11 protein-coding genes are annotated in these 13,955 nt (G+C 56.1%); all 11 read left to right on the forward strand.

Annotated features, from left to right (window positions below; translation table 11 throughout):
* The first annotated feature begins 67 nt into the window (after positions 1–67).
* The 11 genes from purD (at position 68) to purF (ending at position 13,943) form a co-directional block, all read left to right on the forward strand.
* Positions 68–1,393 (forward strand): phosphoribosylamine--glycine ligase, encoded by a 1,326-nt coding sequence (purD, locus tag QZV76_RS06690; protein ID WP_290599200.1) that lies wholly within the window; start codon positions 68–70, stop codon positions 1,391–1,393.
* Positions 1,394–1,501: 108 nt separating this feature from the next.
* Positions 1,502–2,632 (forward strand): glycerophosphodiester phosphodiesterase family protein, encoded by a 1,131-nt coding sequence (locus tag QZV76_RS06695; protein WP_290599201.1) that lies wholly within the window; start codon positions 1,502–1,504, stop codon positions 2,630–2,632.
* Positions 2,633–2,747: 115 nt separating this feature from the next.
* Positions 2,748–3,737 (forward strand): glycerophosphodiester phosphodiesterase family protein, encoded by a 990-nt coding sequence (locus tag QZV76_RS06700; protein ID WP_290599203.1) that lies wholly within the window; start codon positions 2,748–2,750, stop codon positions 3,735–3,737.
* 164 nt (positions 3,738–3,901) lie between these two features.
* Positions 3,902–5,338, forward strand: coding sequence for an adenylosuccinate lyase (gene purB / locus QZV76_RS06705; RefSeq protein WP_290599239.1), 1,437 nt, complete (start codon positions 3,902–3,904; stop codon positions 5,336–5,338).
* Positions 5,339–5,408: 70 nt separating this feature from the next.
* On the forward strand, positions 5,409–6,302 hold the full coding sequence (locus QZV76_RS06710) for a phosphoribosylaminoimidazolesuccinocarboxamide synthase (RefSeq protein WP_290599205.1): 894 nt from the start codon (positions 5,409–5,411) through the stop codon (positions 6,300–6,302).
* Positions 6,303–6,335: 33 nt separating this feature from the next.
* On the forward strand, positions 6,336–8,579 hold the full coding sequence (locus tag QZV76_RS06715) for a S9 family peptidase (protein ID WP_290599206.1): 2,244 nt from the start codon (positions 6,336–6,338) through the stop codon (positions 8,577–8,579).
* 89 nt (positions 8,580–8,668) lie between these two features.
* Complete coding sequence (gene purS / locus QZV76_RS06720) at positions 8,669–8,917, forward strand: phosphoribosylformylglycinamidine synthase subunit PurS (RefSeq protein WP_290599207.1); 249 nt, start codon at positions 8,669–8,671, stop codon at positions 8,915–8,917.
* Positions 8,918–8,921: 4 nt separating this feature from the next.
* Complete coding sequence (gene purQ / locus QZV76_RS06725) at positions 8,922–9,599, forward strand: phosphoribosylformylglycinamidine synthase subunit PurQ (RefSeq protein ID WP_290599208.1); 678 nt, start codon at positions 8,922–8,924, stop codon at positions 9,597–9,599.
* Between the two features lie 28 nt (positions 9,600–9,627).
* A complete protein-coding gene (gene purL, locus QZV76_RS06730; RefSeq protein WP_290599209.1) occupies positions 9,628–11,925 on the forward strand; it encodes a phosphoribosylformylglycinamidine synthase subunit PurL in 2,298 nt (765 codons plus the stop codon).
* A gap of 6 nt (positions 11,926–11,931) precedes the next feature.
* Positions 11,932–12,336 (forward strand): sterol carrier family protein, encoded by a 405-nt coding sequence (locus tag QZV76_RS06735; RefSeq protein WP_290599211.1) that lies wholly within the window; start codon positions 11,932–11,934, stop codon positions 12,334–12,336.
* 53 nt (positions 12,337–12,389) lie between these two features.
* Positions 12,390–13,943: an amidophosphoribosyltransferase gene (gene purF / locus QZV76_RS06740; RefSeq protein WP_290599212.1), complete on the forward strand. Its 1,554-nt coding sequence runs from the start codon at positions 12,390–12,392 to the stop codon at positions 13,941–13,943.
* Positions 13,944–13,955 lie beyond the last annotated feature (12 nt).

A 13,955-nucleotide genomic window follows, 5' to 3' on the forward strand; every position in this document is an offset into this window, starting at 1 on the left:
CCTACTGAGACTATTTATCTATGAGGGGAACTAGGTATACCTGAGTTCAACCAAGTAGTCTGAGGGTATGCGAGTACTTTTAATTGGTTCTGGAGCCCGTGAACACGCCATTTTGCTTGGTTTAGCCCGTGACCCTGAGGTCACAGAAATTCATATTGCCAATGGCAATGCGGGCACAGACTGTACTCCAGCGGGATCTCACGCCACCGTCACGCGTCACGCTGTTGAGGAAACGTCTCGCAGTGGTTGTGTAGCGCTCGCCCGCGACATTGACCCTGACCTTGTTGTTATCGGGCCAGAAGCACCACTGGTGAAAGGTGTTGCAGATGCCCTTCGCGAAGCTGGCTTTGCAGTCTTTGGCCCCAATAAAGCAGCAGCCCGCATTGAGGGGTCGAAGGCTTTTGCAAAAGACGTTATGAAAGCTGCCGGGGTGCGCACAGCTCATGCAGAAATCATTGCCAGTGATCCAGAAGGCGTAGCTGCCCCCTCCGATGCAGTTATTAACGAAGTACTCGACCATTTTGGCCCTACCTGGGTGGTCAAAGATGACGGTCTGGCAGCAGGTAAAGGCGTTGTTGTAACCGAAGACCGCAAGAAAGCTCTCGCGCATGTTAATGATGTGCTGCAAACGGGCAATCCAGTACTCGTGGAGAGCTATCTAGACGGTCCCGAGATTTCTCTCTTTTGCCTAGTTGATGGCGAAACCGTCGTTCCTCTCCTCCCAGCGCAGGATCACAAGCGCGCCTACGACAATGACAAGGGCCCTAATACGGGCGGTATGGGAGCGTATTGCCCACTTCCTTGGTTGCCGCAAGATGCAGTGGACCGCATTGTGAAAGATATATGCGAGCCCGTCGCCAAGGAAATGGTGAAGCGGGGGTGCCCTTATTCTGGTCTTCTCTATGCGGGATTGGCGTGGGGTAAAGAGGGCCCGGCCGTGGTGGAATTTAACTGTCGCTTCGGCGATCCAGAAACACAGGCGGTACTTTCCCTCCTGAAAACTCCGCTGGGGCAGCTTCTTCACTCTATTGCTACGGGTACTCTTGCGGAGCAGCCGCCGCTGGAGTGGGAAGATGGTGCAGCTGTTGTTGTTGTGCTAGCCGCTGAAAATTATCCGGCTTCGCCTCGCAAGGGCGACGTTATTCGCGGAGTGGCGGAGCTTGAGAAGCAACATCCGGGAGTTGTCCTTCATGCGGGTACCGCACGCGATAGCGATGGCAATTATATTTCCAACGGGGGACGTGTGCTAGGGGTTGTGGGGAAGGGTGAGGATCTCGCTAAAGCCCGTGCTCAAGCATACGAATACTTGGAGCACATTAACCTTGAGGGTGGTTTTAGCCGCTACGATATTGGTCAAAAAGCCGAGAAGGGGGAAATCTTCATTCCACGGTAAACCAATGTTCATGAGGGTTCTGCCTATGATGGTGAAGACGTCTGTCATGAAGACAGACGAGTTGGCCATAGAACGCCAGAAGTGTTTCAGGATAGAACAGGATCCACTATGAAAAATTCTCTGCTGCGTCGCAGCGCAACCTTAGCACTCACTATCCCCCTGGTAATGGGACTAGCTGCATGCTCTGACGACTCCGGAGATAATGAAGATTCCTCTACCGCAACATCTACATCCGCCTCTGCCAAGCACATTAAGGGACTCCCCGACGGATTTGATTTGCAGGCACACCGTGGTGGGCGCGGTGAAAACACCGAAGAATCAGCGCAGGCCTTCCGGCATGCTATCGAAACCGGTGTTAGTACTCTAGAACTCGACATTGTGATGTCGAAGGACGGCATCCCCGTGGTGTGGCACGATCCCGATGTCCAAGCTGAGAAGTGCCACGATACGGCACCTGCCACCCCTAACGACCACATGTACCCCTACGTGGGTAAGCTCGTCCACAACCTCAACTGGTCCCAGCTACAAACCTTGAGCTGCGACAAGAAACTTGCCGATTTCCCCGGCCAGAAAGTGGCTAAGGATAACCGCATGATTCAGCTGAAGGATGTTTTCGACATCGTTAAGAAGTACGGTGCGGAAAAGGACATCTACTACAACATTGAAACCAAGGTAGAAGCCGACGACCACAGCAAGTCTGCAGAACCAAAGGAATTCGTGGACGCCATCATGGGTGCCGTCAAGGACGCCGGCGTCCAAGACAAGGTTATGATTCAGTCCTTCGACTGGCGCACCTTCCCCCTGATGAAGGATGTAGCCCCAGAGGTTCCACTAGTCATGCTCTATGACGAAACCACGTGGCTGAAGGATTCCAAGTGGACCGGTGACGTTAACTACGACGATGTCAATGGTGATGTCATTAAGGCTGCTAAGAAACTTGGAGTGCAGGTACTGTCACCTGGATACACCAACCCCTACGGTTTGCTCCCCGGCCAGAAAGACTACAAGCTCGTCGCCGATAAGAAGTTCATTGACGCCGCCCACAAGGAGGGCCTACGCGTCGTTCCGTGGACCATCGATAACAAGGATGTGCTTGCCCAGCAGATTGAGGCTGGTGCGGACGGTATCATCACCGACTACCCGACTATGCTGCGCAAGGTTATGAAGGATAAGGGTCTCTCCCTCCCGAAGTCTTTCACCCTGAAAAAGGGCGACAGCGAAGCTATTAAGAAGGACTAGCTCGCAGGTTCTTCCCTAATCTGGTGGGAGTATGCCGCCAGGACTGTCAAAACTGCTAAGGGATAGTGCAGAAAGAGTACGGAAAAGCGCAGAAGGAACGCAGAGAGAATACAGTATGAAAAAACTGGTAAGTGCTGTTTTATGCGCAGCTACTATGGTGGCGGCATTAGCGGTGCCCGCTGAAGCCGCACCCAATCCAGCGTCCAATCTTCCCCATGGTTTTGACCTTCAAGCCCATCGCGGTGGAATGGCGGAATATACAGAAAGCTCGCTGGCGGCGTATGCGCATGCTCTTAAAGTTGGCGTTACCACCTTGGAGATGGATATTTACCTCTCCAAGGATGGGAAGCCAATGATCTGGCACGATCTGGTCATTAAGCCGCAAAAGTGTCGTGATACGGCACCGGCTTTTCCCCATGATCCGGCATACCCCTATGTAGGGAAAACTATTGCGTCGCTAACATTTCAACAGCTTCGGACGGTCCGCTGCGATAAGTTCCAACGCCACTATAAGGACACTCTTCACCGAGTTCCGAATGCCACCATCTACACCCTTGATGAGCTTTTCGATATGGTGCGGAAGACGGCAACGTACCCGGTACATTTCAATATTGAAACGAAGACAGTGCCGGTAAAAGATAGTGACGATAAAGCTTATCGGACAATGAAATCCATTGTTGATACGTCCCGTAAGCATGGTTTCTTAAACCGCATTATGCTGCAGTCTTTCGACTGGCGCACGCTAGAAATGGTGCGGAAGTATTCACCTAGTGTCCCTACGGTGATGCTGTACAGTCGCGCACACTGGGTATCTTTCACACCCATGAGTGGCCCGGTTGATTATCTGCGCGTAGGCGGAGACATTATTAAGGCTGCTCAGCAGTTGGGCGCGCAAGTCCTGAGCCCCGACTATGGCAGTGAACATAACCTCTACGCCGATGCAACGCTTTGTGCACGTGCACACGCGGCTGGTTTGAAGGTTGTGCCCTACACTGTGGATTCTGAAGAAGCGATGCGTAACCTGATTACGGCTGGTGTGGACGGGTTCATTACGAACTATCCCACGCGCGGCAAACAGATCGCTCACTCCATGCAGAAAATGTAGAGGAGCCAGAGTAATAAAACACAGTAATAAAACTCTGTGTAGGGAACTACATATAGCTATTCAGTGGCTTATATAGTGACGTATCAGTGGCGCCGATGTTTTAACATCGGCGCCACTGTTGTCTGCATATTTGTGGAGCGGGCATAATAGGAGGCGTGGAAAAGATGCAGAAGCCGCGAATCGCGAATGTCCTAGCCAACCGTTACGCCTCCCCCGAGATGGTGGAGTTGTGGAGTGCCGAGCACAAGATCATCATGGAGCGAGAGCTCTGGATCGCTGTTCTCCGTGCTCAAACTGACCTGGGAGTGGGTGACCCCCAGATAGCAGAAGAGGCCCTCGTCGCCTACGAATCTGTGAAGAACAAGGTTGACCTCGCATCCATCGCCCGTCGTGAAGCCGTCACCCGCCACGATGTGAAAGCCCGCATTGAAGAATTCTGCGCACTGGCCGGATTCGAACAGATTCACAAAGGCATGACCAGCCGTGACCTCACCGAAAACGTGGAACAGCTGCAAATAAAGCGTTCCCTGGAACTTCTCCGTGGTCGCGCCATTGCTGTTGTTACCCGCTTAGCACACATGGCCGCCACTTACAGTGATCTCGTCATGACCGGGCGCAGCCACAATGTAGCCGCCCAAGCCACCACCTTGGGCAAGCGCTTCGCCTCTGCCGCAGACGAAATGCTGGTGGCCATTGATCGTGTGGATCATCTGATTGATACGTTCCCCCTGCGCGGCATTAAAGGCCCCATGGGAACCAGTCAAGACATGCTTGACCTCCTCGATGGTCATGAAGCTAAACTCCGCGACATGGAGAGAGGTATTGCCGAACACCTGGGATTTTCCACTGTCTTGGATTCCGTCGGCCAGATCTACCCACGTTCTCTGGACTATGACGTCCTTACCGCCCTCGTTCAACTGGGTGCCGCGCCCGCCAGCCTTGCCACCACTATCCGCCTTATGGCTGGCCAGGAACTTGTCACAGAAGGCTTCAAGCCGGGCCAGGTGGGATCCTCAGCCATGCCACACAAGATGAACGCCCGCTCCTGCGAGCGTGTGTGTGGTTTCCAGGTGATCCTGCGCGGCTACTCCACCATGGTTGCCGATATGGCGGGCAACCAGTGGAATGAAGGTGACGTATCCTGCTCCGTCATTCGTCGCGTGGCTCTACCAGATGCCTTCTTCGCCCTGGACGGCATGTTTGAAACCTTCCTCACTGTATTGGAAGAGTTCGGCGCCTACCCGGCCGTCATTAATAATGAACTCCACCGCTATCTGCCGTTCCTGGCCACAACTAAAGTGCTTATGGCTTGTGTGCGTAAGGGTGTGGGCCGTGAACAAGCCCACGAAGCCATTAAGGAAAACGCTGTGGCTGTTGCCCTCAACATGCGTGAAAACGGTGGTGAGCAGGATCTCCTGGAGCGTCTTGCCGCCGACGACCGGATCCCTCTGAGCAAGGAAGAACTAGAAGAGACACTGGCAGATAAAGAAGCCTTTATTGGTGCTGCACCCAGCCAGGTACAGCGCGTTATTGCCAAGGTCGACCAGTGGGTTAAGCGCTACCCAGAGGAAGCAGCCTACCAGCCCGGCGAGATTCTCTAGGCTGCCCATCCCCCCATTCCATAACCTTCCCATAACCCCGTTTCATAACTCGAGAGAGTAGGCATCCACTATGCGCCCTCAACTTTCCGATTACAAGCACCTTTCTGCTGGTAAAGTCCGCGAACTGTACGAAATTGACGATGACACGCTACTGATGGTCGCCACCGACCGCATCTCCGCCTATGACTGGATCTTGAGTACTCCAGTTCCCGACAAAGGCCGTGTGCTCACCGCCATGAGCTTCCACTTCTTCGACATTATCGACTTCCCCAACCACCTTGCCGGCGGTCCGGAAGACGAGCGTATTCCTGCAGAAGTGCTGGGTCGCGCCATGGTGTGCAAGAAACTGGACATGGTGCCGGTGGAATGCGTTGCCCGTGGCTACCTCACCGGCTCGGGCCTTATCGACTACAAGGCTACTCAGCAGGTGTGCGGCGTGGATCTTCCGGCTGGACTGGTGGAATCTAGCCAGCTGCTGGAACCAATCTTTACCCCCGCGGCGAAAGCAGAACTAGGGGAGCATGACGAAAACGTTTCCCTGGCACAGGTTGCTGACATGGTCGGCAAAGATCTGGCGGAGGAACTGAAAGCCGACACCCTCAAGATCTATACGCAGGCTGCCACTGTGGCGAAAGAACGCGGCATTATCCTGGCCGATACTAAATTCGAGTTTGGCCGCGATAAGGACGGCACACTGGTTATTGGTGACGAAGTTCTCACCCCGGACTCCTCCCGCTACTGGCCTGCTGACGAGTACTGTGAGGGCAAAGTTCAGCCCAGCTTCGATAAGCAGTATGTGCGTGACTGGCTCACTAGCCCCGCCTCCGGTTGGGACAGAACAAGCGACACTCAACCCCCAGCACTGCCAGCAGATGTTATCGCGGCTACCCGCGCCCGCTACATTGAGGCCTATGAGAAGATCTCCGGCAAGAGTTTTGCCGATTGGCCAGGTAGCGCACTCTAACACAACTCCAACAACTACCCGCAAAGAAACCACGTGACCACTCCACACAATTCCGGTGTGAGCTCAGAAACTCACACCGCCCCGCTGACACCTCCTATAGCTCCACGCCATCCACAGGTACGCGAGTACCACGGCCGTCGTTTTGTTGACGACTATGAATGGTTGCGCGACAAGGATAATCCGGAAACAATCAGCTACTTGGAGACGGAAAACGCCTACACCGAGCAACAGACTGCCGATCTGAAGCCGTTGCAGGAAAAGATTTTCCAGGAGATCCGTGGACGCATTAAAGAAACTGATCTCTCCGTCCCCACACGGCATAAAAACTGGTGGCATTACGCGCGCACGCAGGAAGGTAAAGCCTATAGTGTGGTGTGCCGCCTGCCCGCCAAGCCGGTGACGGCACCAGATGCGTGGGAACCGCCGCAGCTTACCCCCGGGAAACCGATAGAGGGAGAAGAAATTCTCCTGGACTGTAATGAGCTTGCCGACGGCACGGACTTCTTTGCGTTAGGTGGAGCCAGTGTTACCAGGGATGGCCGCTATTTGGCGTACCTTACCGACACTGTTGGTAATGAGCGCTACACCCTCCACATACGGGATCTTCAGACGGGGGAGCAGCTTCCTGACGTCATCACCACTATCGCTGCCGGGGTGGAATGGTCCAATGATGGTGACTACCTCTACTACCAGCGTGTTGATGAGGCTTGGCGGCCCGACTCGGTATGGCGTCACCAGCTCGGTACGGACCCTGCCGCCGATGTGCGTATTTTCTATGAACCCGATGAACGCTACTGGGTGGGCATGGGTTCTACTCGTGATGAAAAGTATTTCACTATTGCTGTCTCCTCCAAGATCACTACAGAATTATGGTTCTTGGATGCGGACGACCCCGCCGGGGAATTCCAGTGTGTACGCCCCCGCGAGGAGGGCATCGAGTACGGGCTTGACCACTTCACTTTGCCCGCTACCGGCACCTTGCCAGAGCGGGATGGCTTCGTGGTTGTCCATAATGCGAGTGGCCCTAATTCGTGTGTTGCACTTTCTGATACGTGGCAGTTGAGTAACCTCAACTCCCTCAACGAACTACCCCAGTTACTTCCCCATGATGACGCCGTGCGGATTGAGGATGTGGACGCCTTCACCGGCTATCTGGCAGTGTCATACCGGAAAGAAGCATTGCCACGTCTGGGGCTCATCTTCCTGGATACGGAACGGGCAGTGAAACCAGGGGAGACCCTCGTCGATCTTTGTGGAGAAATGCAGGATATTGATGTGGGGGAGGAGCTTTTCAACATTGGTATCCACGCTAACCCGGAGCCGGCCGCACCACTGTTGCGTCTTTCCTACGGTTCTTTTATTACTCCGCCAACGGTAGCTGATTATCGTCTGTCCGATGGTGCGCTCATTATTCGGAAGCAGGCGGAAGTACAGGGTGGCTATGATCCTTCCCGCTACGAGCAGAAACGTTTGTGGGCAACGGCCAGTGACGGCGAACGCATCCCCATCTCCCTCATCGCCCGAAAAGGTACGCATGGGGAGGATCCCTACCGTCCCACCCCAGCACCGTTGCTGCTCTACGGCTATGGATCCTATGAGGATTCACGCGACCCAGGTTTTTCTGTGTCGCGCCTGAGTTATCTGGATCGCGGTATGGCGCTTGCTATTGCGCATGTGCGGGGTGGTGGCGAGATGGGCCGCCGCTGGTATGACGATGGCAAGTTGGAGAAGAAACCGAATACGTTTACCGATTTCATCGCCTGCGCCGATTATCTGATTGCGGAAGGATACACGACACCCGCACAGATGGTGGCTAATGGTGGTTCTGCCGGTGGCCTTCTGATGGGTGCGGTGGCGAATATGGCCCCGGATCGTTTCGCCGCAATTGAAGCGGATGTGCCTTTTGTGGATCCGCTTACCAGTATGTTGATGCCGGAGCTACCGCTGACCGTCATCGAGTGGGACGAGTGGGGCGACCCGCTACACGATCCCGCTATCTATGATGTGATGGCCAGCTATTCCCCCTACGAGAACGTCACCGCGCAGGAGTATCCGGCGATCCTGGCGACGACGAGCCTCAATGACACTCGTGTGCTGTATGTGGAGCCAGCGAAGTGGGTGGCGAAACTGCGTGCTGTGGCAGGGCCAGTGACGAAGCATGAGATTTTGTTGAAGACAGAAATGAATGCTGGGCATGGGGGAGTGTCGGGGCGTTATGCGCAATGGCGTGAGATCGCTTTTGAACTGGCGTGGATGCTCTCGCAAACAGGGCTTTAGCATTATAAAAACCGGCTTCTGCAGGGTAGAATGTGCATGAATCCTTGTATTTTCAAGGTCCCCGTGACGCCCATTAAGAGGAGAAAAGCGTGGCTCGCGTAGTAGTCGATGTGACGATCAAGCCGGTAATCCTGGATCCCCAGGGTAAAGCCATTCTGGGTGCAATTAAGCGCCTGGGATATGAAGGTTTTGACGATGTTCGCCAAGGTAAGCACTTCGAGCTAGAAGTAGCTGACAGTGTAACCGATGAGCAGCTCGATGAGATCGCGCAGAGCCTCCTCACCAATACGGTTATTGAGGAGTATGTCGTTCGTCGCGTGGAGAACGAGGCGAAGTAGCACAATGGCGACCCGAGTTGGTGTAATTACTTTCCCGGGCACCCTCGACGATGTCGATGCTGCCCGTGCTGTGGAATATGCTGGAGCCGAAGCCGTGTCCCTGTGGCACGCCGACTCCGACCTCAACAATGTTGACGCAGTTGTCGTCCCGGGAGGTTTCTCCTACGGCGACTACCTCCGCTGTGGCGCTATCGCCTCCCACGCCCCCGTCATGCGGGAAGTGGTGGAGGCTGCCAAGAAAGGCATGCCTGTTCTAGGTATCTGCAACGGTTTCCAGATCCTCACCGAATCTGGTCTCCTCCCCGGTGCCCTCACCCGCAACCAGGATCGCCGCTTCATCTGCCGTGTGCAGCCTCTCGAAGTGTGCAATGCGGAAACTGCCTGGACTAATCGCTTCGCTAAAGGCGACATCATGACCGTCGTCTTGAAGTCTGGGGAAGGCCGCTACGTTGCCGAACCCGACACCTTGAAGATGCTGGAAGATGAGGGACGCGTTGTGTTCCGCTGCGCTGACCAAACCCTCAATGGTTCTATCAATGACATTGCTGGTGTGTGCTCCGAAAACGGTCGCGTTGTGGGCCTTATGCCGCACCCTGAACATGCCATCGACACGATGACTGGCCCCACTGCGGACGGCCTCATCATGTTTAAGTCCGCCCTCGACGCCGTCCTTTCGGTCTAGCGTCCCCACCGGAAAGGATTGATGAGAGATGTCTGAACAGCAGCTTGATACCGTTGCCTACGCGGCAGCCACCCCCGACCTGGAACAGCCCTGGAAAGAACTCGGCCTGAAAGAAGACGAGTACCTCCGCATTCGCGAAATCCTCGGCCGTCGCCCCACCGACGCAGAACTCGCCATGTACTCCATCATGTGGTCCGAGCACTGCTCCTACAAGTCCTCCAAAGTTCACCTGGGATACTTCGGTGAAACAATGACCGAGGACATGCGCAAGAACCTACTCGCCGGTATCGGCGAGAACGCCGGCGTTATCTCCATCGGTGACGACTGGGCCGTCACCTTCAAAGTGGAATCCCACAACCACCCCTCCTACGTGGAGCCCTACCAGGGTGCCACCACCGGTGTGGGCGGCATCGTCCGCGACATTATGGCCATGGGCGCCCGCCCCGTCGCCGTCATGGACCAACTCCGCTTCGGCCCCTCCGACGCCAAGGACACCAAACGTGTCCTCCCCGGCGTTGTCGCTGGTGTGGGCGGCTACGGCAACTGCCTAGGCCTCCCCAACATCGGTGGCGAAACCGTCTTTGACGAAACCTACGCCGGTAACCCACTGGTGAACGCTCTCTGCGTGGGCACCATGCGTGTAGACGACCTCCACCTGGCCTTCGCCTCCGGTAAAGGCAACAAGGTTATCCTCTTCGGCTCCGCCACCGGACTCGATGGCATCGGCGGCGTTTCCGTCCTTGCCTCCGAAACCTTCGACGACAGCTCCGCAGAGACTGGCGCTAAATCCCACAAGAAACTCCCCTCCGTCCAGGTAGGCGACCCCTTCGCAGAGAAGGTCCTCATCGAATGCTGCCTTGACCTCTACCACGCCAACATTGTTGTGGGCATCCAGGACCTGGGCGGTGCCGGACTCTCCTGCGCCACCTCTGAACTGGCTGCCGCCGGCGACGGCGGTATGCACGTTGACCTCGACAAGGTTCCCATGCGCGCCAAGGGCATGACCCCCGCCGAGGTCCTCTCCTCCGAATCCCAGGAACGCATGTGCGCCGTCGTCACCCCCGAAAATGTGGATGCCTTCATGGACATCTGCAAGAAGTGGGATGTACAGGCCACCGTTATCGGTGAAGTTACCGATGGCGACCACCTGGTTATCGACTGGCACGGGGAAACCGTTGTGGACGCCGTCGCCCACACCATCGCCCACGAGGGCCCCGTCTACAACCGTCCCATCGAATACCCCGACTGGCAGGACGCTGTGAAAGCAGACACCAGCGTCAGCCTGGCCCGCCCGACCAGCCCCGAGGAACTCCGCGACACCCTCTACCGGATGCTCGCCTGCGAAGACCTCTGCTCCCGCCGATTCATCGTGGAACAGTACGACCGCTACGTCCGTGGCAACACCATTGAGGCAGAAAACGCCGACGCTGGTGTTCTCCGCATCGACGAAAACACCGGACGCGGCATCGCCCTCGCAACCGACGCCTCCGGCCGCTACACCTACCTGGACCCCTACACCGGCGCCCAGCTAGCCTTCGCGGAAGCCTACCGCAACGTTGCCGCCACCGGTGCCCGCCCCGTCGCCGTCACCAACTGCTTGAACTTCGGTAACCCGGAAGAACCCGCCATTATGTGGCAGTTCAAAGAAGCCGTCCACGGCCTGGCTGACGCCTGCGCCCACTGCGGTGTGCCCGTCACCGGCGGTAATGTCTCCTTCTACAACAAGACCGGCAATACCTCCATCCTGCCGACTCCGCTTGCCGGTGTCCTGGGTGTTATCGACAATGTTGATGACGCTATCGGTACCGCTTTCGGGTCCCAACCCATGGAAAGCATCTTCCTGCTGGGCGAAACCAAGGATGAATTCGACGGTTCCATCTGGGCCAAGACCATGCACCAGCACCTCGGTGGTGTTCCCCCGCAGGTTGATCTTGACCACGAGCAGAAACTCGCCGAGTTCATGGTGGAAGCGGCCAAGACTGGCACCGTCTCCGCCGCTCATGACCTCTCCGAAGGTGGACTTGCCCAGGCGGTTATTGAATCCGCCCTCGGCGGCAATGTGGGTGTTACCATCACCCTGCCGGAGGGTACTGACCCGTTCGTAGAGCTCTTCTCCGAATCTGCGGGCCGTATTCTCGTTGCCGTCCCACGCGACCAGGAAGACGCCTTCACTGCGCAGGTGGAAAAGTCCGGTCTGCCCTGCACGCGCATTGGTGTTGTGGAAGAATCCGCCACCGTGACCGTCCAAGGACAGTTCGCCGAGAAGCTAGAAGATTTGCGCCAGGCATGGGAAGGTACCCTCCCCACTCTGTTCGCACACGCTTAAGTAACTGTGTCACGCACGGCCCCGTCACCAGCGGAATTACGCGCCGTCATCCTTAGTATCCTGCCCTGGATAGAGGATGACGGCGCCGCCGTGCCGCCACGCTCAGACTCCCGCTACAGTGCTATTGCGGAAGCTGTACGCGGATCCGCCCGCACGCTTGCCGAGATCGCTCCCGGCCGCAGTGTGGAAGTTCGTATCCCTCCCTTCGTCGCCGTGCAGTGCATTGACGGGCCCCGTCATACACGCGGCACCCCGCCCAATGTGGTGCAAACTGACCCGCACACGTGGCTGCGGCTGGTCACCGGCCAGGAATGTTGGGAAGATGCCATTCCCCTCCACCTCAGCGCTTCGGGAAGTCGTGCCGGAGAGATCGCGCACTGGCTACCCATTGTGCCCACGTGTGCCAACTGACTAACTAATGAGTAACTAACGAGACGACTACCAAGAAAGGTACGATAAGTACCATGAGCAGCCCCTTGGATGACCTAGGAGAGCAGAAACCACGCGAGGAATGTGGCGTCTTCGCAGTGTGGGCTCCCGAGGAAGAAGTTGCAAAGTTAACATTCTATGGCCTCTTTGCCCTCCAACACCGTGGGCAGGAAGCCGCCGGCATCGCCGTGGGTGACGGCCAACAAACCATCGTCTTCAAAGACCTTGGCCTGGTTAACCAAGTATTCGATGAACAAACCTTGCAGGCCATGCAGGGAAATGTTGCTATTGGGCACACTCGCTACTCCACCACAGGTGCATCTACCTGGGAAAACGCTCAACCTATGTTCCGCTCCATGGGAGAGGATACGGGTGTAGCGTTGGCCCATAACGGTAATCTCGTCAACACCACTGCGCTGTTACGCCGCGCTATCCAGCTTGGCATTATGTCGGAAAACGAACTGGATGGGTGTACATCCGACACGGACATTGTGGCATCTCTTCTCGCACACACTGCTGTCAAGCATGGATTAGAAGACGCTGCCCTGCATCTCCTTCCCAAAGTAGAGGGTGCCTACTGCTTCGTCATGTGTGATAACGACACTATCTATGCCGCACGTGACCCCTACGGAGTACGCCCATTAAGTCTTGGGCGGTTGGAGCGTGGCTGGGTTATCGCCTCTGAAACCTGTGCCCTGGACATTGTGGGCGCCTCCTACGTGCGCGATATTGAGCCAGGCGAGTTCGTCACCATTAATGCTTCTGGAGTGCATTCTCGGCATTTCGCGGAACCCCGGCACGCGCGCTGTATTTTTGAGCACGTCTACCTGGCGCGTCCAGATTCATACCTTAACGGGCATTCTGTGAACAGCACACGTGTGGGAATTGGGCGGCGGCTAGCGAAGGAACACCCCTGCGATGGTGATCTTGTTATCCCCGTCCCCGAATCAGGAATGCCGGCAGCAGTCGGCTATGCACAAGAATCAGGTATTCCCTTCGCGCAAGGACTTACCAAGAACTCCTACGTGGGCCGTACGTTCATTCAGCCCTCGCAAACTATCCGCCAACTGGGTATTCGTCTAAAACTTAACCCGCTACGTGAAGTTATCCGCGGTAAACGCCTAGTGGTTGTGGATGACTCCATTGTGCGCGGTAATACACAGCGCGCACTGGTCAGTATGCTGCGGGAAGCCGGAGCTGCTGAAGTACACGTTCGTATTGCCTCCCCACCCGTCAAATGGCCATGCTTCTATGGCATCGATTTTGCGTCTCCGGCAGAACTCATTGCCAACGGCGTTGATGATACAGACGACATGCTGGAGGGTGTGCGCCGGGCAATTGGTGCTGATTCCCTCGGGTATGTTTCACAGGAGGCAATGGTGGAAGCCACTGGTCAGCCTGCTTGTGAAATGTGCTGTGCCTGCTTTGACGGGCAGTACCCCATTAAACTCCCACCGGAAAACCCACTGGTGAAGCCGCTCCTGCACATGGAGGGCGCAAACTGTGTGGTGGCTTCCGATACTGAGGTTCCAGATGATCTGCTGGACCTGGTAGAACCCGAAGAACAGATCACCAACACCCCGCAGTAAAGAAGTGAGTGT

It is taken from the genome of Lawsonella sp., assembly GCF_011525565.1.
In the GTDB taxonomy this organism is placed as follows: domain Bacteria; phylum Actinomycetota; class Actinomycetes; order Mycobacteriales; family Mycobacteriaceae; genus Lawsonella; species Lawsonella clevelandensis_A.